Annotated in this window: 19 protein-coding genes; 11 read left to right on the top strand and 8 right to left on the bottom strand. The window is 55.1% G+C overall.

Annotated features, from left to right (window positions below):
• Positions 1 to 34: 34 nt before the first annotated feature.
• Complete coding sequence (locus tag ACJ9Y9_RS23375) at positions 35 to 355, bottom strand: PTS fructose-like transporter subunit IIB (RefSeq protein WP_028018100.1); 321 nt, start codon at positions 353 to 355, stop codon at positions 35 to 37.
• Between the two features lie 14 nt (positions 356 to 369).
• Complete coding sequence (locus ACJ9Y9_RS23380) at positions 370 to 1,449, bottom strand: PTS fructose transporter subunit EIIC (RefSeq protein ID WP_028018101.1); 1,080 nt, start codon at positions 1,447 to 1,449, stop codon at positions 370 to 372.
• A gap of 306 nt (positions 1,450 to 1,755) precedes the next feature.
• On the opposite strand from ACJ9Y9_RS23380, the gene ptsP reads away from it, so the two are divergent.
• From ptsP to ACJ9Y9_RS23395, 3 genes are read left to right on the top strand one after another with little or no spacing between them, the layout of a single operon-like run.
• Entirely contained in the window at positions 1,756 to 4,257 is a 2,502-nt protein-coding gene (gene ptsP, locus ACJ9Y9_RS23385) for a phosphoenolpyruvate--protein phosphotransferase (RefSeq protein WP_028018102.1), read from the top strand.
• A 14-nt stretch (positions 4,258 to 4,271) separates the two neighbouring features.
• The gene (gene fsa / locus ACJ9Y9_RS23390; protein ID WP_028018103.1) at positions 4,272 to 4,934 is read left to right on the top strand and encodes a fructose-6-phosphate aldolase; all 663 of its coding nucleotides are present in this window, start codon (positions 4,272 to 4,274) and stop codon (positions 4,932 to 4,934) included.
• 12 nt (positions 4,935 to 4,946) lie between these two features.
• Complete coding sequence (locus ACJ9Y9_RS23395) at positions 4,947 to 6,050, top strand: glycerol dehydrogenase (RefSeq protein WP_028018104.1); 1,104 nt, start codon at positions 4,947 to 4,949, stop codon at positions 6,048 to 6,050.
• Positions 6,051 to 6,101: 51 nt separating this feature from the next.
• On the opposite strand, the gene katG is transcribed toward ACJ9Y9_RS23395, so the two are convergent.
• The 4 genes from katG to metB form a co-directional block, all read right to left on the bottom strand.
• Entirely contained in the window at positions 6,102 to 8,273 is a 2,172-nt protein-coding gene (katG, locus tag ACJ9Y9_RS23400; RefSeq protein ID WP_028018105.1) for a catalase/peroxidase HPI, read from the bottom strand.
• A gap of 207 nt (positions 8,274 to 8,480) precedes the next feature.
• Positions 8,481 to 9,371: a methylenetetrahydrofolate reductase gene (gene metF, locus ACJ9Y9_RS23405; protein ID WP_028018106.1), complete on the bottom strand. Its 891-nt coding sequence runs from the start codon at positions 9,369 to 9,371 to the stop codon at positions 8,481 to 8,483.
• Positions 9,372 to 9,574: 203 nt separating this feature from the next.
• Entirely contained in the window at positions 9,575 to 12,007 is a 2,433-nt protein-coding gene (locus ACJ9Y9_RS23410) for a bifunctional aspartate kinase/homoserine dehydrogenase II (RefSeq protein WP_028018107.1), read from the bottom strand.
• Positions 12,008 to 12,009: 2 nt separating this feature from the next.
• Entirely contained in the window at positions 12,010 to 13,170 is a 1,161-nt protein-coding gene (metB, locus tag ACJ9Y9_RS23415; RefSeq protein ID WP_028018108.1) for a cystathionine gamma-synthase, read from the bottom strand.
• A gap of 276 nt (positions 13,171 to 13,446) precedes the next feature.
• On the opposite strand from metB, the gene metJ reads away from it, so the two are divergent.
• Complete coding sequence (gene metJ, locus ACJ9Y9_RS23420) at positions 13,447 to 13,764, top strand: met regulon transcriptional regulator MetJ (protein ID WP_003862042.1); 318 nt, start codon at positions 13,447 to 13,449, stop codon at positions 13,762 to 13,764.
• Positions 13,765 to 13,812: 48 nt separating this feature from the next.
• On the opposite strand, the gene rpmE is transcribed toward metJ, so the two are convergent.
• Positions 13,813 to 14,025 (bottom strand): 50S ribosomal protein L31, encoded by a 213-nt coding sequence (rpmE, locus tag ACJ9Y9_RS23425; RefSeq protein ID WP_003862040.1) that lies wholly within the window; start codon positions 14,023 to 14,025, stop codon positions 13,813 to 13,815.
• Between the two features lie 200 nt (positions 14,026 to 14,225).
• Between rpmE and priA the strand changes: the two genes are divergently transcribed.
• The 7 genes from priA (at position 14,226) to rraA (ending at position 22,197) form a co-directional block, all read left to right on the top strand.
• Positions 14,226 to 16,421 carry a primosomal protein N' gene (gene priA, locus ACJ9Y9_RS23430; protein WP_028018109.1) on the top strand — a complete coding sequence of 732 codons (2,196 nt, stop codon included), beginning with the start codon at positions 14,226 to 14,228 and terminating at the stop codon, positions 16,419 to 16,421.
• 119 nt (positions 16,422 to 16,540) lie between these two features.
• Positions 16,541 to 17,566, top strand: a complete 1,026-nt coding sequence (gene cytR, locus ACJ9Y9_RS23435) for a DNA-binding transcriptional regulator CytR (protein ID WP_028018110.1) — start codon at positions 16,541 to 16,543, stop codon at positions 17,564 to 17,566.
• A 93-nt stretch (positions 17,567 to 17,659) separates the two neighbouring features.
• The gene (gene ftsN, locus ACJ9Y9_RS23440; RefSeq protein ID WP_028018111.1) at positions 17,660 to 18,661 is read left to right on the top strand and encodes a cell division protein FtsN; all 1,002 of its coding nucleotides are present in this window, start codon (positions 17,660 to 17,662) and stop codon (positions 18,659 to 18,661) included.
• Between the two features lie 94 nt (positions 18,662 to 18,755).
• Positions 18,756 to 19,286 (top strand): ATP-dependent protease subunit HslV, encoded by a 531-nt coding sequence (gene hslV, locus ACJ9Y9_RS23445; protein WP_014172194.1) that lies wholly within the window; start codon positions 18,756 to 18,758, stop codon positions 19,284 to 19,286.
• Positions 19,287 to 19,295: 9 nt separating this feature from the next.
• Positions 19,296 to 20,630, top strand: coding sequence for an HslU--HslV peptidase ATPase subunit (hslU, locus tag ACJ9Y9_RS23450; RefSeq protein WP_028018112.1), 1,335 nt, complete (start codon positions 19,296 to 19,298; stop codon positions 20,628 to 20,630).
• A 62-nt stretch (positions 20,631 to 20,692) separates the two neighbouring features.
• Positions 20,693 to 21,619 (top strand): 1,4-dihydroxy-2-naphthoate polyprenyltransferase, encoded by a 927-nt coding sequence (menA, locus tag ACJ9Y9_RS23455; protein WP_152546600.1) that lies wholly within the window; start codon positions 20,693 to 20,695, stop codon positions 21,617 to 21,619.
• Positions 21,620 to 21,711: 92 nt separating this feature from the next.
• Positions 21,712 to 22,197 carry a ribonuclease E activity regulator RraA gene (rraA, locus tag ACJ9Y9_RS23460; RefSeq protein WP_014172197.1) on the top strand — a complete coding sequence of 162 codons (486 nt, stop codon included), beginning with the start codon at positions 21,712 to 21,714 and terminating at the stop codon, positions 22,195 to 22,197.
• Between the two features lie 584 nt (positions 22,198 to 22,781).
• Here rraA and zapB read toward each other — a convergent pair.
• Positions 22,782 to 23,021 carry a septal ring assembly protein ZapB gene (zapB, locus tag ACJ9Y9_RS23465; RefSeq protein WP_010436935.1) on the bottom strand — a complete coding sequence of 80 codons (240 nt, stop codon included), beginning with the start codon at positions 23,019 to 23,021 and terminating at the stop codon, positions 22,782 to 22,784.
• Positions 23,022 to 23,089: the final 68 nt, after the last annotated feature.

Genomic DNA, 23,089 nt, shown 5'->3' on the forward strand with positions numbered 1-23,089 from the left:
GAAAAACGAGCCCGCCCCGAAGGGCGGGAGAGCATCAGGCGGTTTGTGTCAGGTGGGCATCAATTTTGTTCATGATGGCGTCAGCACGCTTTACCGCGTCGCTAATGTTGACGCGCACGATGGTTTTCCCGCTAAAACGCTCTTCGAATTTAATGCCGATATCTTTAGTCAGGATCACCATATCCGCTGCGGCGATATCCTCAGCCGTCAGTTCGTTCTCAAGACCTATCGACCCCTGCGTTTCAACTTTCACTTCCCAGCCTTTGGCTTTAGCGGCACTTTCCAGTGCTTCGGCCGCCATATAGGTATGCGCAACGCCTGACGGGCATGCCGTTACTGCGATAATTCGGGCCATGTTCTCTTCCTCATTCAGTTAATTTCGAAATCCAGATCCAGGTCGTCCTCTTTTTCTTCGACCTGTTTTGCATTCTTGCGGGCAATACTTTTCAGCACGTTAACGCTGATGGCGGTAACCACCGCACCCACGGCTACTGCCGCGATGTAGCCCAGTTTGCCCTCCACCACAGGGAGAACGATAAGCCCACCCCATCCGGCATAACATTGTGCGCCCATCACGGCAGCCGTCACTGCACCGCACGCGGAGCCCAACATGATGGAAGGGATCACGCGCAGAGGATCGGCTGCAGCAAATGGAATCGCCCCTTCGGTGACCCCAACGCAGCCCATCACCAGTGCCGCTTTACCCGCTTCACGCTCTTCACCAGTAAAATTCTTGCGATTAATGAGCGTCGCCAGGCCTAACCCCAGCGGAGGCACACAGATACCCACCGCTGCGATTGCCACAACGGTGTAGACGCCCTGGGCAACACAAATCAACATAAAGGCATAGGCCACTTTGTTAATTGGCCCTCCCATATCGAAGGCCAGCATCAGCCCCATGATGACGGCCAGCACAACGATGCTGCCCTGCTGCATTCCTTGCAGCCACTGAGTTAACCCCGTGGTCAACGCCCCGACAGGCTCACCCAGGCCCCACATCATGATGCCCGCGGTAAGAAAAGTGCCGATGATAGGGATGATGAAGATAGGCATGACTGAGCGCAGCACTTTCGGAACCGGCAGTTTCTTCAGATACCAGACAACTATCCCACCGAGTATCCCGGCAATAATGGCGCCGAAGAAACCCGCACCGAAGCTGTTACCAACCCAGGCCGCAATGGCGCAAGGTGCAAGCGCGGCACGTTCGGCAATGGAATAGCCAATATAGGCGGCGAGGAAGGGGACCATCAGCGTTAACCCGGCCACGCCGATATCGAACAGTTTTTTCAGGTTGGGATCGGTTGCTGCATCCGGTACCGCGCCTTTGCCGTACAACATGACTGAAACCGCCAGCAAAATTCCGCCTGCAACCACGAACGGAATCATGTGCGACACACCTGTCATCAGATGCTGCCGCGTGTTCTTGAGAATATGCACCAACTCTTTCATATGTCGCTCCTGGCCTAAAGCCCTAAAGGTGTTGTGGCAAACAATAGGCAATCAGAAAGTCGGCGGACAGGAGACAAAAAGGCCATTTACTGGATTTTTGTAATGTTGAAATGAAAATGCGATCCGCCTCGACATTTCGCACAGACGGAAGCGTAAGACAAACCATTACAACCTGTGAGTCAAATCTCACTTTTCGAGTGATATTACATTTGTCCAGTTTTTGGCAGATTTGTCACATGGCGCGCGTCATCACCGCACTCGTATGCTGTTCCCCAATTAATGATGATTGGTTTGAGGAGTGTGTGTATGGCTCTGGTAGTGGAATTTATCTGTGAATTACCCAACGGGGTTCACGCGCGTCCGGCAAGTCATGTGGAAACGCTGTGCAATACGTTTAGCTCACAAATCGAATGGCACAACCTGCGCACTGGCCGTAAGGCCGATGCCAGAAGCGCACTGGCTCTTATTGGTACCGATACGCTGGCAGGTGATGCATGTCGCCTGGTGATTCAAGGGGAAGATGAGCAAAACGCCCATCAACAACTGGAACACTGGATCCGGGAAGAGTTCCCGCACTGTGATTCACCACTCGCAGAAACCATCACTACCGAGCTTGATCCATTACCAGAATCCCTCACGCGCCTTAACCCAACGCTGTTCCGCGCCATGCCTGTTTGCAGCGGTAGCGCCCAGGGTATTCTGACCTTACTGACCTCGTTGGATCTCAATGCACTGACTGATTTACCCGATGCGAAAAATGTTGAAGAAGAGCAGTCTGCGCTGAATAACGGTCTCACCCTGCTGGTGAAAAACATTGAGTTGCGTGCGATGGACAGCGAGAGTACCGCCAGCGCCATTCTCGATGCGCATCGATCGCTGGCGACGGATACCTCACTGCGCCAGCATCTTCTTGCAGGCGTGAGCCAGGGACTGAGCTGCGCGCAAGCAACAATCGCTACTGCAAACCATTTCTGCGATGCGTTTTCTCGTTCCAGTAGCAGCTACCTGCAGGAGCGGGTACTGGACGTGCGCGATGTCTGCTATCAACTTTTACAACACATTTATGGAGAACAACGCTTCCCGGCGCCAGGCCAGTTGACGCAGCCGACCGTCTGCCTTGCAGACGACCTCACTCCCGGTCAGTTCCTGGAACTGGATAAAACATTACTCAAAGGGCTGCTGTTAAAGAGCGGCGGAACCACTTCGCACACCGTTATTCTTGCGCGCTCCTTCAATATTCCCACGCTGGTCGGCGTCGATAGCGAAGGTCTTCTTCAATGGCGCAACCAGCCTGTCTTCGTAGATGGCAATGCGGGCGTGGTTGTGGTCAATGCCAGTGATGCGGTGGTGCGCTACTATCAGCAGGAAGCACGAGTACAACAGGCGATCCGCGAGCAGCAACGCATCTGGCTTGATCGGGAAGCCAGAACATCAGATGGCCTGCGCATTGAGATTGCCGCGAACATCGCTCATGCAGTGGAAGCCGTGGCGGCATTTTGTAACGGTGCCGAAGGCGTTGGCCTGTTCCGCACCGAAATGCTGTATATGGATCGCACCAGCGCCCCCGGTGAAAACGAGCTGTACAACATTTTCTGCCAGGCACTTGAAAGTGCAAATGAGCGCAGCATTATCGTGCGTACTATGGATATCGGCGGCGATAAACCGGTGGAGTACCTGAACATACCGGCAGAAAACAACCCCTTCCTCGGCTACCGCGCAGTACGTATCTACGAAGAGTATGCAACGCTTTTCACCACCCAGCTTCGGGCGATCCTGCGCGCCTCTGCTCACGGCAACCTGAAGATCATGATCCCGATGATCTCCTCCATGGAAGAGATCCTGTGGGTTAAAGAGAAGCTTGCCGAAGCGAAGCAGCAGCTTCGTACTGAACATATTCCATTTGATGAAAAAATCCCGCTCGGCATCATGCTGGAAGTGCCCTCGGTGATGTTCATCATCGATCAATGCTGCGAAGAAATTGATTTCTTTAGTATCGGCAGCAATGACCTGACGCAGTATCTCCTTGCCGTTGATCGAGACAATGCCAAAGTCACGCGCCATTACAACAGCCTGAACCCGGCTTTCCTGCGCGCACTGGATTACGCGGTACAGGCCGTCCATCGCCAGGGAAAATGGATTGGCCTGTGCGGTGAGCTGGGTGCAAAAGGTTCTGTGTTGCCATTGCTGGTAGGTTTGGGCCTGGACGAGCTCAGTATGGGGTCGCCTGCTATCCCGGCGACCAAAGCGCGCCTGGCACAGCTTGATAGCCGCGCCTGCCGCCAGTTGTTGAACCAGGCCATGGCGTGTCGCACCTCGCTTGAAGTGGAACACCTGCTCGCCCAGTTCCGCATGAATCAGCAGGATACGCCGCTGGTGACGCCACGCTGCATTTCTCTGGATAACGACTGGAACAGTAAAGAAGAGGTCATGAAAGGCATGACCGATAACCTTTTGCTCGCTGGGCGTTGCCGCTATCCGCGCAAGCTGGAAGCCGATCTGTGGGCGCGCGAAGCCGTATTTTCTACCGGGCTGGGTTTTAGTTTTGCCATCCCACACAGCAAATCGGAGCACATTGAGCAATCCACCATCAGCGTTGCACGCCTGAAAGCCCCCGTCATGTGGGGAGATGAGGAAGCGCAATTCATCATCATGCTGACGCTGAACAAACACGCCGCAGGCGACCAGCACATGCGAATTTTCTCACGCCTGGCACGTCGCATCATGCATGAAGATTTCCGCAACGCGCTGGTGAACGCCAGCTCCGGGGAGGCTATTGCTTCTCTGCTGCAACACGAATTAGAACTTTAATACGAGGAAGAGTGATGGAACTGTATCTGGATACCGCCAACGTGGCGGAAGTCGAACGCCTTGCACGCATTTTTTCCATTGCGGGCGTGACCACTAACCCAAGCATTATCGCTGCCAGCCGTGAATCCATCTGGGACGTGCTGCCGCGCCTGCAAAAGGCCATCGGGCCGGACGGCACGCTGTTTGCCCAAACCATGAGCCGCGATGCAGAGGGCATGGTGGCGGAGGCTAAACGCCTGAGTAATGTCATACCGGACATCGTGGTCAAAATTCCGGTGACGGCTCAGGGGCTTATCGCGATTCAGGCTCTGGAAAAAGAGGGCATTACCACGCTGGGTACCGCCGTATACAGCGCAGCACAGGGGTTACTCGCCGCACTGGCAGGAGCAAAGTATGTGGCCCCGTATGTGAACCGCGTCGACGCTCAAGGCGGTGACGGTATTCGCATGGTGCAAGAACTGCAATCCCTGCTTGAAATGCATGCGCCAGAGAGCAAAGTACTTGCCGCCAGCTTTAAAACTCCGCGACAGGCGCTGGATTGCCTGCTTGCCGGATGCGAAGCAATCACGCTTCCTTTAGATGTAGCGCAACAAATGCTCGGCACCCCAGCGGTAGAGTCAGCCATAGAGAAGTTCGAGCAAGACTGGAAAAACGCGTTTGGTAACCTCAACCTCTAAGGGAGAACTGTTATGGACCGTATCATTCAATCGCCGGGGAAATACATCCAGGGCGCTAATGTGCTAACCCGTCTCGGCGACTATCTGAAGCCACTTGCACAGCGCTGGCTGGTGGTTGGCGATAAATTTGTGCTGGGCTTTGCTGAAGAGACTTTACGCAAGAGTTTTAAAAACGCAGAACTGCATGCTGAAATCGCACCGTTTGGCGGCGAATGTTCGCAAAATGAAATCGATCGACTAAAAAAACTGGCAGACAGTGCCGACTGCATGGCGGTACTGGGTATCGGCGGCGGTAAAACGCTGGATACCGCCAAAGCGCTGGCACACTTTATGGATGTGCCGGTCGCCATTGCCCCGACTATCGCCTCCACTGATGCGCCGTGCAGCGCGCTTTCCGTGATTTATACCGACAACGGCGAGTTCGATCGCTACCTGATGCTACCGCACAACCCGAACATGGTTATCGTCGACACCAATGTGGTTGCAGGAGCACCACCACGTCTGCTGGCTGCGGGGATTGGCGATGCACTGGCCACCTGGTTTGAAGCACGAGCCTGTTCCCGCAGTGGCGCAACCACCATGGCAGGAGGCAAATGTACGCAGGCTGCGTTAGCGCTCGCCGAGCTGTGCTACAACACGCTGATTGAAGAGGGTGAAAAAGCGATGCTGGCGGCGGAACAGCACGTCGTAACACCGGCGCTGGAACGCATCATTGAAGCCAATACGTATCTCAGCGGCGTCGGTTTTGAAAGCGGCGGGCTGGCTGCAGCACACGCCATTCACAACGGCATGACGGCAGTGCCGGACGCACATCACTTCTATCATGGTGAAAAAGTCGCATTCGGTACGCTGACGCAGCTGGTACTGGAAAACGCCCCGGTAGAAGAAATAGAGACCGTCGCGGCGCTTTGTCACAGCGTTGGTTTGCCCATCACGCTGGCACAGCTGAACATCAAAGAGGATATCCCGGCTAAAATGCGTCTGATTGCGGAAGCCTCCTGCGCGGAAGGCGAAACCATTCATAACATGCCGGGCGGCGTGTCGCCGGACCAGGTTTACGCGGCACTGTTGGTTGCCGATCAGTACGGACAGCGGTTCTTACAGGAGTGGGAATAGTCGCAGCCCACATGGTGTTAAAAAATCCCCGCCGAAGCGGGGATTTTTTATTTACTGCAGGTCGAAACGATCCAAATCCATCACTTTCGCCCATGCTGCAACGAAGTCACGGACAAACTTCTCGCTGGCATCGCTGCTGGCATAAACTTCTGCCAGCGCGCGCAGGACGGCATTAGAGCCGAAGACCAGATCGGCTCGGGTCGCGGTATATTTCACTTCACCGCTGGCGCGGTCGCTACCGGCAAACAGTTCGTTTGACTCATCGGTCGCTTTCCACTGGGTATTCATATCCAGCAGATTGACGAAGAAGTCATTACTCAGCACGCCCTCGCGGTCGGTGAACACGCCATTCTTGCTGCCATCGAAGTTAGCACCCAATGCACGCAAGCCACCCACCAGCACCGTCAGTTCAGGCGCGGTCAGCGTCAGCTGTTGGGCCTTATCAATCAGGAGTGATTCCGTGGTCGAGGCATTAACCTGGGCACGGTAGTTGCGGAAGCCATCGGCAATCGGTTCGAGCAGGTTGAACATCTCGATATCCGTCTGATCCTGACGTGCATCCACACGGCCTGGTGTGAACGGTACAGTGACATATACGCCTGCCGCTTTCGCGGCTTGCTCCACGCCTACTACGCCCGCCAGCACGATAATATCTGCCAGGGAAGCTTTGTTAGTGGTGCGCTGAATAGCTTCCAGAGCAGGAAGTGCACGAACCGCTGCGGCGTTCACATCCCAGTCACGCTGAGGCGCCAGCGCCAGACGTGCGCCATTGGCACCGCCACGCTTATCGCCGCCGCGGAAGGTTGAAGCAGACGCCCAGGCAACAGAAACCAGCTCGCTTACGGAGAGACCCGATGCCGCAATTTCCGCTTTCAGACTTTCAATATCTTCCTTCGAAGGGTTGAACACCGCCTGTGGCAGCGGATCCTGCCAAATCAGATCTTCTTTCGGCACTTCCGGACCAATGTACCGCGCTTTTGGCCCCATATCACGGTGGGTCAGTTTGAACCATGCACGTGCGAAAGCTTCGTTGAAAGCCTGCGGATCGTTCAGGAAACGACGGGAGATTTTTTCGAATTCCGGGTCAAAACGCAGCGTCAGGTCGGTGACCAGCATGGTTGGTTTGCGTTTTTTCGACGGGTCGAACGGATCAGGCATAATGTCCGGCGCATTTACGGCTTCAAACTGAATGGCACCGGCCGGGCTACGTGTCTGCACCCACTCATATTTGAACAGGTTCTCGAAGAAATAGTTGCTCCACTGGGTCGGGGTTTGTGACCAGATGACTTCCAGACCAGAGGTGATAGCATCTTCGCCAACGCCAGAGCCGTGCGTACTATGCCAGCCAAGACCCTGCGCCTCAATCGGTGCGGCTTCCGGATCAGCACCTACATGGGTCGCTTCTCCTGCGCCGTGGGTTTTACCGAGAGTATGCCCCCCTGCAATCAACGCGACGGTCTCTTCGTCATCCATACCCATGTTACCAAAGGTGGCGCGAATCGCCGCTGCCGCTGACAGCGGTTCGCCGCTGGCATTTGGCCCTTCCGGGTTAACGTAAATCAGGCCCATTTCGGTTGCGCCGAGTGGACGCTTCGCCAGCTCTTCCGGGTCGCGGTGCTTCAGCCAGGTCGTTTCGTCGCCCCAGTTAACGTCCATATCCGGTTCCCAGACGTCTTCACGCCCGGCACCAAAACCAAAAGTGCGGAAACCCGAGTTTTCCAGCGCCACGTTACCCGCGAGGATAAACAGGTCAGCCCAGGAGATTTTTTGCCCGTATTTTTGCTTAATTGGCCACAGCAGGCGGCGTGCTTTATCCAGGCTGACGTTATCAGGCCAGGAGTTCAGCGGCGCAAAGCGCTGTTGACCGCGTCCTGCACCACCGCGCCCATCAACGGAGCGATAGGTGCCTGCACCGTGCCAGGCCATACGAATAAACAGACCTGCATAGCTGCCCCAGTCGGCTGGCCACCACGGTTGAGAGTCGGTTAAAAGTGCTTTGAGGTCGCCTTTAAGCGCAGAGTAATCAAGTTTGCTGAATTCTTTGCGGTAGTCGAAGTCTTCACCCAGAGGGTTCGAACGGTTGGAATGTTGGTTAAGAAGGTCGACACGGAGTTGTTTTGGCCACCAGTCACGGCTGCTGGTACCTGCCCCCGCGCTCTGATCGTGACCGCCCTGATGGAACGGGCATTTGCCGACTTTATTGGTATCGTCTGACGTGCTCATCGCTATGCTCCCTTTTACAGTGTTACCGTTACGATATACGCCCTTATTGATAAGGTACAGTTGGGATAACCCACAGATTCGATAGTTAATTCCGTTTAATTACACTTTGAAAATTTGTGACTTTTGTACGTCTTTGGCAGAATTGCCGATATGACAGGAAAATAAAACCCTTATAAATCAAAAAACCCTCCGAAGAGGGCTTTTTTGTTACACGCCTGGTCTAACACCGAGCGTGTGGCATATGGCGTAACTCATCTCCGCACGGTTCAGCGTGTAGAAGTGGAAATCCTTCACCCCTTCACGACTTAAAATCTTCACCATGTCCATCGCGATATTTGCGCCCACCAGCTTGCGTGTTTCCGGGTCATCGTCCAGCCCTTCGTACATTTTAGACATCCAAAGCGGAATGCGCACATTCGTCATGTCAGCAAATTTCTTCGCCTGTTTGAAGTTAGAGACCGGCAGAATACCTGGGATGATTTCAACGTCGATGCCTGCGGAAACACAGCGGTCACGGAAGCGCAGGTAGCTTTCCACATCAAAGAAGAACTGGGTAATCGCGCGGTTTGCACCGGCTTCCACTTTACGCTTCAGGTTAAGCAGATCGGCCTGGGCGCTTTTCGCTTCCGGGTGAACTTCAGGATAAGCGGCAACGGAGATATCAAAATCGGCCACGTCTTTCAGCAGCGCGACCAGGTCGGCAGCATACATTTCCGGCTTACCGCTACCCGGCGGCAGGTCACCGCGCAGGGCAACAATATGACGAATGCCGTTGTTCCAGTAATCCTGGGCGATAGCACGCAGTTCATCACGGGTTGCGTCGATGCAGGTGAGATGTGGGGCCGCTTCCAGACCGGTGCGATCTTTAATGCCTTTAATGATGCTGTGCGTACGGTCACGCTCGCCGGAGTTTGCACCGTAGGTGACGGAGACAAACTTCGGTTTCAGGCTGCTCAGGCGATCGATAGAGCTCCACAGAGTTTGCTCCATTTCACTGGTGCGCGGCGGGAAAAATTCAAAAGAGACGTTAATCTGGCCGTTTACTTCGGCCAGGCTCTGATTCAGGGCTTCCCGCTGGTTGGCGTGAAAAAAGCTCATACCGTACCTCTATCAATCGCGTGTCGTTGTGTGTTGTTTTGTGAACTTCTATACGTTTAGACGTCCAGATGTAAAAATGACGGAAAAGCGGGGGGACGTCAACAGAAATAATCAACAATAACGGTGAGGTTTGCTCAGGGAATATGAGGAAAATTCATGATGAGGGTAATTCCCTCTCCCGGAGAGAGAGGGAAATTCAGGCGTTACAGTAACTTAGCCAGGCGGTTGATGTCGGACTGGATCGCGCCGGCGGTCACATCGCGGCCCGCCCCCGGACCGCGGATCACCAGTGGGTTATCACGATACCAGCGGCTTTCGATCGCGAAGACGTTATCGCACGGCAAAAGTGCTGCCAGCGGATGTTCAGGACGCACCGCCTCAACACCCACACGCGCTTTTCCGTTGGCCTCAAAACGCGCCACATAGCGCAAAACCAGCCCCATCTCGTTCGCCGCTTCCAGACGCTGTACCATCTGCTCGTTAAGCTCTTCACCATTTTCAAAGAAATGGTCTATAGAACCTTCTTCACAGCCAGCAGTCACCAGTGATTCGACGCGCACGGAATCCGGTTCGATGTCGTATCCGGCTTCACGCGCGAGGATCACCAGCTTGCGCATTACATCTTTACCGGAGAGGTCAACGCGCGGATCGGGCTCGGTTAAGCCCTGCTGCCACGCCTGATCCACCAAGTCGGTGAACGGTACGGTGCCGTCAAACTGCAGGAACAACCAGGAGAGCGTGCCGGAGAAGATACCGCTCAGCGCCAGAATACTGTCGCCGCTTTCAATCAGATCACGCACGGTGTGGTTAACCGGCAGGCCCGCGCCCACGGTGGCGTTATAGAGCCAGTGACGACCTGTTTTTTCAAACGCGTCGTGGATCTGACGGTATTTATCGGTGCTACTTGCCCCCGCCAGCTTATTGGCGCTAATGACGTGGAACCCGTGGCTGGCGAAATCAAGATACTGATCGGCCAGTTGTTCGCTGGCGGTGACGTCCAGCACTACCAGATCGTCATACGGGTGCGCACGCATCCACAGGAACAGCGACTCTTCATCCTGCTCGACGGCTTCATCATTAAAGAAGGCAAGCGCACGGCTGGCGTCCAGCCCTTCGTAGTTCAGCAGGCTGCGGCGGCTGTCCACCACGCCAGCGAGAATAAATTCAAACCCGGTACGTGCAGAGAGAGTGACCTGTTCGCGGGCAAACAGCTCCAGCCAGCGGGAACCGATGTTGCCTTTACCGAACAGCACCAGGCCAATGCGTTTTTCCGCGCGGAACAGAGAGGTATGCAGACCCTGAATCAGGCTCTCGGTAGGCCCTTTACGCAGCACGGCGACCAGGCTGATGCCCTCTTCGGACTGCCAGGTAAACTCCACCGGCTGTCCCTTCAGTTGCTGCCAGAAACGGTGGCAGTGCAGCGGGTTACGGGTGACGCCCGCGCCCACCATCGCCACCAGCGCCAGCCCCTGACGCAGGCGAAGCTCGCCCGGCAGGCCCGCTTCATCCAGAATTTTCAGCGCGCTGTCCGCCACTTCTGCGGTATAGCAGAACTGCAGCAGCTGGCGGTCGTTATGCACGCCAACGGCCAGCGGACGCACCTGAGCACGCTTTAACACCAGGTCGATGTCCTTATGTGCCAGTTTGAAATCCTGTCCTGCCGGAACCTGGAACTCAATCAGACAGATGTCGTCGTGGCTGGTAACAATACGCGCCCCGGTACCGGAAGCCAGCACGCGCTCAATGCGCGTGGAGCCCTGATCCGGGGTGTAACTGCAGCGCAGCTGCAGGTCAATATCGCTGCCGGAGACTGGCTGCAGCGTGCGCGCGTGCAGTACCGGTGCCGCCAGACGTGCCAGTTCGCTGGCTTCGTCGAGACGCAGCAGCGGCAGTAAACAGGCATCTTTCACTTTGCGCGGGTCGGCGCTGTAAACACCAGCCACGTCACTCCAGATGGTGACGCGGGACACGCCCGCCAGAGCACCGATTTGCGTTGCAGAGTAGTCGGAGCCGTTACGCCCCAGCAGCACCGTTTCGCCCGCGTTGCTGCGGCTGATAAAGCCGGTGACGACAATGCGTTTACCTGGATGTTGCACCAGCAGCTGTTGCAGTAACGGGTAAGACAATCCTTCGTCGACCTGCGGCTGTGCAGCACGCTCAGCGCGCAGGAAATCGCGCGCGTCGAGCCAGGCGGCTTCAACACCAAGATGTTGCAATACGGCAGCCATGAGACGCGCAGACCACACTTCCCCGTGGCCGACCACTTCGGCATACACCGCTTCGGTAATGCCGCTGTCCAGCAGGGCAGCCAGACGCTCAAGGTCATGGGTGAAGGCACTGATCAGCCCGTCCGCTACGTCTGCAGGCAGCAGGCCAGCAATTAGCTCGCTCTGATAACGACGTAAGGACTGTTGCACCTGATGCGCAGAAAGGCGATCGGTCTGGCTCAATTTCAGCCAGCTAATCAACTGGTTGGTGGTGCTGCCCGCCGCAGAGACAACCATCATGTCCCCCGGCTGCGAATACTCTGTCATGATCCCTGCGACACGCAGATAACATTTCACATCAGCAAGACTACTACCACCAAACTTGTGCAGCTGACGACCCTTCGCCCCTGCCTGCGCTATCACACTCATGATTACCCCTTGGCTGCGACCCGGAAGCCATTTTCCAGATCGGCAATTAAATCTTCAGAATCTTCAATACCGGTTGAGATTCGCAGCAGCGTCTCGGAAATCCCGGCGGCGGCACGTGCTTCGAGTGCCATACCTGCGTGCGTCATGGTCGCGGCGTGGGAGATTAAGCTTTCAACCCCACCTAAGGATTCCGCCAGCGTAAACAATGACAGCCCGCTCAGGAAGCGACGCAGCGTTTGCTCGTCACCGTCCAGTTCAAAACTTAACATCGCGCCAAATCCCTTCTGCTGGCGCGCGGCGATCTCGTGCCCCTGGTTTTCCGGCAGCGACGGGTGATAGAGCTTCTTCACCAGCGGCTGCGTTTTCAGGAAATCGACAATCGCCTGAGCATTGCGCTGCGCCACTTCCATGCGCGGCGACAGCGTACGAATGCCACGTAACAGCAAGTAGCTGTCGAAGGCACCCGCGGTGACGCCAATGTTATTGGCCCACCATGCCAGTTCCGTGACAACCTCGGGATCTTTTGCAATCACCACACCCGCGACCACGTCAGAATGGCCGTTCAGATATTTAGTGCATGAATGCAATACCAGATCAGCACCCAATGCTAATGGGTTCTGAAGGGCCGGACTGAGGAACGTATTATCCACTACACTTATCGCTCCCGCATCCCTTGCGAGCTGACAAATTTTCGCAATGTCGACAACGCGCAACAATGGGTTGCTTGGACTTTCCACCAGTACCAGCTTCGGTTTCTCTGCCAGCGCCTGTTTCAGCGCCTGTTCGTCGTTTTGATCGACAAACAGCACGCGATAACAGCCGCGCTTTGCCAGACTATCAAACAGACGATAGCTGCCGCCGTAGCAGTCGTGCGGCGCAACCAGCAGATCACCCGGTTTCAGGAACACCGTTGTCACCAGGTGAATGGCGGACATACCGGTATTGGTTAATACTGCACCTGCGCCACCTTCCAGCTCAGCCAGCGCGCGCTGGGTCACATCACGCGTAGGGTTGCCACGACGCGAGTAATCATGCGCGCGGGGTTCATTAAATCCGGTGAAATTATAGGTACTGGAAAGATGAATCGGCGGGACAACGCAGCCGTACTGCTCGTCATCATTTAATCCGCTACGCACTGCAATAGTGGCCTGTTTACGCGTCATGGTGAAGGCTTCCTGGCGAATGAGGTGAAAAGTCAGGCACCAGAGTAAACATTGAATGTATGGACGTCAATACATCTGGACATCTAAACTTCTTTGCGTATAGATTGAGCAATGCGCAAATAGCCGTTAAAATTATATGCTTTAGTGCACGCTGCAGCGGCAATATCCGTGCCACGGTATCGTCTCTACGGTAAACTAGGCAAGATTACGGTTCAAAACCCAGAGTTACAGGTTTTGCACCCTTAGATAAATGACTGAGAGGATTAAAGGTATCTCATGGCTGAATGGAGCGGCGAATATATCAGCCCATACGCTGAGCACGGTAAGAAGAGTGAGCAAGTAAAGAAAATTACGGTTTCCATTCCTCTGAAGGTGTTGAAGATCCTCACCGATGAACGTACGCGTCGTCAGGTGAACAACCTGCGCCACGCAACCAACAGCGAACTGTTGTGCGAAGCGTTTCTGCATGCGTTTACCGGTCAACCGTTGCCGAACGATGACGATCTGCGCAAAGAGCGTAGCGACGAAATCCCGGAAGAGGCGAAGGTGATCATGCGTGAACTGGGTATTGACCCGGAGACGTGGGAATACTGAAAAGCGGATACAAAAAAGGCACCTTGCGGTGCCTTTTTTTCGGGAAACTTATTTAGCGCCCGGGATGCTGAAACGCTTGTTGAAGCGGTCAACACGGCCACCGGTTGCAACATCACGCTGCTTACCAGTGTAGAACGGGTGGCATTTGCCGCACACGTCCAGGTTCAGATCGTGACCCACGGTAGAGCGGATCTGGATAGAGTTACCGCAAGAACAGTTTGCAGTAATCATTTCGTATTTCGGGTGAATATCTTTTTTCATGGGAGAACCTCAGTTAAGGCCGCGTCGCTCTTCCAGCCCTAACGCCAGACACCACGCGATGTTGATTGTAAGTTCTTTGGCGTAAAGTACACCAAAGGCGGCGAATCATACAGAATTTGACCAACGTATGCAAACTGATCCGCACGCCGCTTTTACTAATGTGTATACTAACGCGCCACTTTTCAAGTCAGGAAGATTAGATGCCCGTCGCTCACGTTGCCCTGCCCGTTCCGCTTTCCCGCACCTTTGACTATCTGCTGCCTGACAGCATGAGCGCCAAAGCGGGCTGTCGCGTGATCGTGCCCTTTGGCAAGCAGCAGCGTGTGGGGATTGTGGTTTCGGTCAGCGATAAGAGCGAGTTACCGCTTAATGAACTGAAATCCGTTGTTGAGGTGCTGGACAGTGAGCCGGTTTACTCCAGCAGCACCTGGCGACTTCTGCTGTGGGCGGCGGATTACTACCACCATCCCATCGGCGACGTCCTGTTCCACGCCCTGCCCATTATGCTGCGTCAGGGTAAGAGCGCCAGCCATGCGCCGATGTGGTACTGGTTTGCCACCGAAGAAGGTCAGGCTGTCGACATCAACAGCCTCAAACGCTCGCAGAAACAGCAGCAGGCGCTGGCGGCGCTGCGCCAGGGGAAAATCTGGCGTCATCAGGTCGACGAACTTGAGATCAGCGAAACGGCGCTACAAGCCCTGAGAAAGAAAGGGCTGAGTGAACTGGGCAGCGAAGCGCCTGCGCTTTACGACTGGCGAGAGAGTTTCTCCGTTTCAGGTGATCGCCTGCGTCTGAATACCGAGCAGGCCACCGCCGTCGGCGCGATCCATAGCGCCTCCGATCATTTCTCTGCCTGGCTGCTGGCGGGAGTCACCGGTTCCGGCAAGACCGAAGTCTACCTGAGCGTGCTGGAAAACGTGCTCGCACAGGGTAAACAGGCGCTGGTGATGGTGCCGGAAATTGGCCTGACGCCGCAAACCATCGCCCGATTCCGCGAGCGCTTTAACGCGCCGGTTGAGGTGCTGCACTCCGGCCTGAACGACAGCGAGCGCCTCAACGCCTGGCTGAAAGCGAAAAACGGTGAAGCGGCGATTGTGATCGGCACCCGCTCGTCGCTGTTTACGCCGTTTAAAAATCTCGGCGTTATCGTGATCGACGAAGAGCACGACAGCTCCTATAAACAGCAGGAAGGCTGGCGTTACCATGCCCGCGATCTGGCGGTCTATCGCGCGCACAGCGAGCAAATTCCTATTATTCTCGGCTCCGCCACGCCGGCGCTCGAAACGCTGCACAACGTGCGCCAGCGTAAATACCATATGCTGCGCCTGACGCGTCGCGCGGGAAATGCGCGCCCGGCCATTCAGCACGTACTGGATCTGAAAGGACAGCAGGTTCAGGCGGGGTTAGCACCCGCGCTTATCACCCGGATGCGCCAGCATTTGCAGGCCGGGAACCAGGTCATTCTGTTTCTCAACCGACGCGGATTTGCGCCAGCTCTGCTGTGCCACGACTGCGGCTGGATTGCCGAGTGCCCGCGCTGCGATCATTACTACACCTTCCATCAGGCCCAGCGTCATTTGCGCTGCCACCACTGCGACAGTCAACGCCCTGTTCCGCGCCAGTGTCCATCGTGTGGTTCAACGCACATTGTGCCGGTGGGTCTGGGGACTGAACAGCTGGAACAGGCTCTTGCGCCCTTCTTCCCTGACATCCCCCTGTCCCGCATCGATCGGGACACCACCAGCCGCAAAGGCGCGCTGGAACAACAACTGGCGGAAGTGCATCGCGGCGGCGCACGCATTTTGATTGGTACCCAGATGCTGGCGAAAGGACACCATTTCCCGGGTGTAACGCTAGTTGCCCTGCTGGATGTCGACGGCGCACTCTTCTCAGCAGACTTCCGTTCCGCGGAACGTTTTGCCCAGCTTTATACCCAGGTCGCCGGTCGTGCCGGACGCGCGGGCAAACAGGGCGAAGTGGTTCTGCAAACGCACCACCCTGAACACCCGTTACTCCAGACCCTGCTACACAAAGGCTATGACGCCTTTGCCGAACAGGCGCTGGCAGAACGCCAGACCCTGCAGCTACCGCCGTGGACCAGCCACGTGATCGTTCGTGCAGAAGATCATAACAACCAGCAGGCCCCACTTTTCCTGCAGCAGCTGAGAAACCTCCTGCAGGCCAATCCACTGGTGGATAACCAACTGTGGATTTTGGGCCCGGTTCCGGCACTGGCACCAAAGCGCGGCGGACGTTTTCGCTGGCAAATTTTGCTCCAGCACCCTTCGAGAATTCGTCTCCAGCATATCGTCAGCGGCGCGCTGGTACTGATTAACACCCTTCCGGAGGCGCGAAAAGTGAAGTGGGTACTGGACGTCGATCCCATCGAAGGCTGAAGACGGATCGAAAAATTTAACGTTCCTCACACTTTTTATGAAAATTCTGTAACCGATTCCATTAACTATCTGTAAAAATGGTGATGTCAGAAGTTCGGTGTTCAGGCGAGGAGAAGACGTTGAAGTCCAGCAAAGAGGTTGCACCGGCGACCATGAAAGACGTTGCCCAGAAAGCACAGGTCTCTACGGCAACGGTATCCCGCGCATTAATGAATCCGGATAAAGTCTCCCAGGCGACCCGTAACCGGGTTGAGCAGGCTGCGCTGGAAGTGGGCTATTTTCCACAGGCGATGGGCCGTAACGTCAAGCGCAATGAGTCGCGCACCATCCTGGTGATTGTGCCGGACATCTGCGATCCCTTTTTCAGCGAGATTATCCGCGGTATTGAAGTGACAGCGGCTGAACAGGGTTATCTGGTACTGATTGGCGACTGTGCGCACCAGAACCAGCAGGAAAAAACCTTTATCGACCTCATTATCACCAAGCAGATCGACGGTATGTTGCTGCTTGGCTCTCGCCTGCCGTTTGATGCCAGCATTGAAGAGCAGCGTAATTTACCGCCGATGGTCATGGCCAACGAGTTTGCGCCAGAGCTGGAGCTGCCGACGGTCCATATCGATAACCTCACCGCCGCATTCAACGCCGTCAACTATCTCCAGGAACTGGGGCATAAACGTATTGGCTGCATTGCCGGACCGGAAGAGATGCCGCTGTGTCACTACCGCTTACAGGGCTACGTTCAGGCGCTGCGCCGTACCGGCGTCACTGTCAATCCGCACTATATTGCTCGTGGTGACTTCACCTTCGCTGCGGGTGGACAGGCGCTGGAAAAACTTCTGGACCTGCCTGAGCCGCCCACCGCCGTATTCTGTCACAGCGATGTAATGGCGCTGGGCGCATTGTCGTATGCCAAACGTCGTGGCCTGCGCATACCGAAAGATTTATCGATCATCGGATTCGATAATATTTCGCTTTCAGAATTTTGCGATCCACCGCTCTCAACGGTCGCTCAGCCGCGCTATCAAATCGGCCGCGAAGCGATGCTTCTTCTGCTGGATCAGCTTCACGGTCAAACAGTTAGCAGCGGCTCGCGGTTGCTGGACTGCGAACTGATTGTTCGCGGCACTACCCAGGCATTGACTTAAAGTAAACGTCTTTCGGATACCCTTATCTGGTCAAAGCCCCGCCGCTTAAGTAACATGGCGGACTGACGAACGAATAAATACAGCGAAACGATAGTGGCACAACGAGATTATGTACGTCGCGGCCAGCCGGCACCTTCGCGACGCAAAAAGAGTAGCTCAAGGAAAAAGCAGAGTAACCTGCCTGCTGTCTCGCCAGCAATGGTCGCTATTGCTGCGGCTGTAGTCGTCGCCTTTATTGGTGGACTGTACTTTATTACGCACCATAAAAAAGAAGAGTCTGAGGCGCTTCAGGCCAGTAAAGTGGCCGGAAATGGTCTTCCTCCGAAGCCTGAAGAACGCTGGCGCTATATCAAAGAGCTGGAAAGCCGTCAGCCTGGCGTACGCGCGCCAACCGAGCCTTCCGCAGGTGGAGAAGTGCAGAATGCGAATCAGCTGACGGATGAACAGCGTCAGTTGTTGGCACAAATGCAGGCTGATATGCGCCAGCAACCCACGCAGCTGAATGAAGTCCCGTGGAATGAACAGACTCCGGCACAGCGTCAGCAAACGTTACAGCGACGTCAGGCGCAACAGCAAATTCAGCAACAGCAACAGCAGCAACAACAGTGGGCGCAAACCCAGCCGGTGCAGCAGCCGAAAGCACAGCCGCGGGTAACGGAACAGCCTTACCAGCAGCAGACGCGTACGGTGCAGTCCCAGCCGGTTCAGCAACAGCCGAAGACTCAGCCGCAGAAGCAAACGGCTCAGCCATATCAGGATCTCTTGCAGACGCCAGCGCATACCACCGCTCAGCAGCCGAAAACGCAGCAGGCCGCGCCTATCACTAAAGAGACCGAGGCACCGAAGCAGACGGCAGAGAAAAAAGACGAGCGCCGCTGGATGGTTCAGTGCGGTTCGTTTAAAGGTGCCGAGCAGGCGGAAACGGTGCGCGCGCAGCTGGCCTTTGAAGGGTTTGATTCACGTATTACCACCAACAATGGATGGAATCGCGTGGTGATTGGCCCGGTGAAAGGCAAAGAAAATGCTGATGGCACCATTTCACGTTTGAAAGTCGCTGGTCACACAAACTGTATTCGACTCGCATCCGGGGGTTGAAACCCCCAATTTCCCCCCCATCTATCATTCTATTCAGCCCTGAGCACAGGCTCAGGGCTTCTGTTTCCCGATTCTGTAACCAGGGGGTCTGCTCGTGACAACAATAGTAAGTGTACGCCGTAACGGCCATGTGGTAATCGCCGGTGATGGCCAGGCCACGCTGGGTAATACCGTCATGAAAGGCAACGTGAAGAAAGTACGTCGTCTCTATAACGACAAAGTGATCGCCGGTTTTGCTGGCGGCACCGCTGATGCCTTCACGCTGTTTGAACTTTTTGAACGCAAACTGGAAATGCACCAGGGTCATCTGGTGAAAGCCGCTGTTGAGCTGGCGAAAGACTGGCGTACCGACCGCATGCTGCGCAAGCTCGAAGCGCTGCTGGCCGTAGCCGACGAAACCGCGTCGCTGATTATCACCGGTAACGGTGACGTCATTCAGCCGGAAAACGACCTGATTGCCATCGGCTCTGGCGGCCCTTATGCCCAGGCTGCAGCCCGCGCGCTGTTGGAAAATACCGACATGAACGCGCGAGATATCGCGGTGAAGGCGTTGGATATTGCAGGTGATATCTGCATTTATACCAACCACAACCACACCATCGAAGAATTACCGTCTAAAGCGTAAGGATCTCCCATGTCTGAAATGACCCCACGCGAAATTGTTAGCGAACTGAACAAACATATTATCGGCCAGGATAACGCCAAGCGCTCCGTGGCGATCGCCCTGCGTAACCGCTGGCGTCGTATGCAGCTTGACGAAGAGCTGCGCCATGAAGTGACGCCGAAAAACATTCTGATGATCGGCCCGACCGGCGTCGGTAAAACCGAGATCGCCCGTCGTCTGGCGAAGCTGGCTAACGCACCGTTCATCAAAGTTGAAGCCACCAAGTTCACCGAAGTAGGTTATGTCGGTAAAGAAGTGGATTCTATCATCCGCGATCTGACCGATTCTGCTATCAAAATGGTGCGCGTTCAGGCGATTGAGAAAAACCGCTACCGCGCGGAAGAGATGGCCGAAGAGCGCATTCTCGACGTGTTGATCCCACCGGCAAAAAACAACTGGGGCCAGGCTGAACAACAGTCTGAACCTTCAGCCGCACGTCAGGCGTTCCGCAAAAAACTGCGTGAAGGCCAGCTGGATGATAAAGAGATTGAGATCGATCTCGCGGCCGCACCGATGGGCGTGGAAATCATGGCACCTCCAGGTATGGAGGAGATGACCAGCCAGCTGCAGTCCATGTTCCAGAACCTGGGCGGCCAGAAGCAGAAAGCGCGTAAGCTGAAAATCAAGGACGCGATGAAGCTGCTTATCGAAGAAGAAGCGGCAAAACTGGTGAACCCGGAAGAGCTGAAACAGGATGCTATCGACGCGGTTGAGCAGCACGGTATCGTGTTTATCGACGAAATCGATAAAATCTGTAAACGTGGCGGCAACAGCTCCGGCCCGGATGTGTCCCGTGAAGGCGTTCAGCGCGACCTGCTGCCGCTGGTTGAAGGCTGCACCGTTTCCACTAAGCACGGCATGGTAAAAACGGACCACATTCTGTTTATCGCCTCCGGTGCATTCCAGGTTGCCAGCCCGTCTGACCTGATCCCGGAACTGCAGGGTCGTCTGCCCATCCGCGTTGAGCTGCAGGCGCTGACCACTGAAGATTTCGAACGTATCCTGACCGAGCCAAATGCCTCTGCTACCGTACAGTACAAAGCGCTGATGGCGACCGAAGGTGTGAACCTCGAGTTCACCCAGGACGGTATCAAACGTATCGCCCAGGCCGCATGGCAGGTGAACGAAACCACCGAGAACATCGGTGCGCGTCGTCTCCATACCGTGCTGGAACGCCTGGTAGAAGATATCTCTTATGATGCGAGCGACCTTAACGGTCAAACCATCACCATTGACGCAGAATATGTGAGTAAACATCTGGATGCGTTAGTGGCAGATGAAGATCTGAGCCGTTTTATCCTATAATCGCGGTTACTGGATTCTCATCACGTTTAATGGGGGCTAATGCCCCCATTTTTATTGGCTAAATAACTATGACTGATATCAGCCGTACTCAGGCGTGGCTCGAAAGTCTGCGCCCTAAAACACTTCCTCTGGCCTTTGCTGCGATTGTCGTCGGTACGGCTCTTGCCTGGTGGCAAGGTTATTTTGACCCGCTGGTCGCGGCACTGGCATTGATTACCGCTGGTCTGCTGCAAATTCTCTCCAATCTCGCCAACGATTACGGTGACGCGGTAAAAGGCAGCGATAAACCTGACCGTATCGGGCCACTGCGCGGGATGCAGAAAGGGGTGATTACTCAGGCGCAGATGAAACGCGCATTGATTATCACCGTGGTGCTGATTTGTTTATCGGGTCTGGCACTGGTGACGGTGGCGTCTAAAACCACCAGCGATTTTATTGGCTTCCTGGTGTTAGGTTTATTGGCCATTGTTGCGGCCATCACCTACACCGTCGGCACGCGTCCTTATGGTTATATTGGTCTGGGTGATATTTCCGTGCTGGTGTTCTTCGGCTGGTTGAGCGTGATGGGAAGCTGGTACTTACAGGCGCATACCCTTATCCCTGCGTTGTTCCTGCCTGCAACCGCCTGCGGACTGCTGGCAACGGCGGTGCTCAATATCAACAACCTGCGCGATATCGACAGCGATCGTGAGAACGGTAAGAACACGCTGGCGGTACGTCTGGGTCCGGTTAACGCGCGCCGCTACCACGCCTGCCTGCTGATGGGTGCGCTGGTCTGCCTGGCACTGTTTAACCTGATCTCGCTGCACAGCGTATGGGGCTGGCTGTTTGTACTTGCCGCACCGCTGCTGATTAAGCAGGCGCGATTTGTCATGCGCGAACTGAGCCCTACAGCCATGCCACCAATGCTGGAACGCACGGTAAAAGGCGCGCTTCTGACTAACCTGTTGTTCGTCATCGGGATTGTTTTAAGCCAGACGCTTCGTTAGCTGACAAATATCAATTAACAATTGATGATTTTGCCAACAACGCATTTCGCACGATATACTGAACACATTCGCAGCAACTGAGCGTTAAACCTATGAAATACGATACCTCCGAGCTTTGTGACATCTACCAGGAAGATGTCAACGTCGTTGAACCGCTGTTCTCCAACTTTGGTGGGCGGTCGTCGTTTGGCGGACAAATCGTCACGGTGAAATGTTTCGAGGACAACGGGTTGCTGTACGATCTGCTCGAACAGAATGGCCGTGGCCGCGTTCTGTTAGTTGACGGCGGGGGTTCCGTGCGTCGCGCGCTTATTGATGCTGAGCTGGCTCGCCTTGCCGTGCAAAACGAGTGGGAAGGGATTGTGGTTTACGGTTCCGTGCGCCAGGTAGACGATCTTGAAGATCTGGATATTGGTATTCAGGCCATTGCCGCCATTCCGGTTGGTGCAGCGGGTGAAGGCATTGGTGAAAGCGATGTGCGCGTTAACTTCGGCGGCGTGACCTTCTTCTCCGGTGACCATCTGTACGCCGATAACACCGGCATAATCCTTTCCGAAGATCCGCTGGATATCGAGTAATAAAACCGTAAGCGTGGGCCATAAAAAAACCGCCAACAGCAATGTGGCGGTTTTTTTGTCCCTCGGGATTCGCGGTCCGTTGGGTTATCTTGCAACCTTTAACCAGGATTTTTATCTTACCCTGGTTCATCCCTCTGGTAACCCCCGTCGACCCTTTATAAATTCCTAATCTCCTCTGAAGGCCTTAACTACGCTACTGTTGCTCATTATGATGCACCGTCCCTTTCCGCCATCTCGCACATGGGCATCGGTCCAGGGAAAGGTGTATTCACAACCGTAAAGCAACCTTTAACCGGGCTTGTGTCCACCGACTTATCGCCGGTGGTGAACGGTGGAGCGGTTAGCTGCAGGGAACGCATAATGAAACGCTATTTATGTATCGCGTTCATTGTCGCCAGCGTACTCGTTGTAAAGAGTGATGAACCGAATGTGTTCGTTGCTTTTGCTATGACAGCGCAGGACAAGTAGCGTTAAGGCCGCCTCTGGCGGCCTTTTTTATGGTTGGATGTCAGTTAGCGAGAACCATAAAAAAGCCGGGTAGCGGCATCGCCTTACCCGGCCTGTTCAGTTCATTCCAATGGGAATCAGACTTCTTCCATACGTCCCAGCAGCGCCTGCAGGCGATCCTGCCAGCCGTTCTGCTGTTCGCGCAGCTGGTTGTTTTCGCGCTCCAGTTCTTCGCGGCCGTGCTGAGCGTTCTGAACTTCCTGCGCCAGGCTGTTGTTCTTCTCTTTCAGCTCTTCGATTTCCATCTGCAGCAGGGTGATGGTGTCAATCGCCTGCTGTACTTTCGATTCCAGTTTCTCAAACACTTCTAAAGACATGATGCTACCTCTCCTGAATTGCAAGGCGACGCTTTAACGTAAACGCGCACGACATATACCGTCGATTG

The sequence above is a fragment of the Enterobacter sp. CPE_E1241 genome, from assembly GCF_045618265.1.
GTDB classification, from domain to species: Bacteria; Pseudomonadota; Gammaproteobacteria; order Enterobacterales; family Enterobacteriaceae; genus Enterobacter; species Enterobacter adelaidei.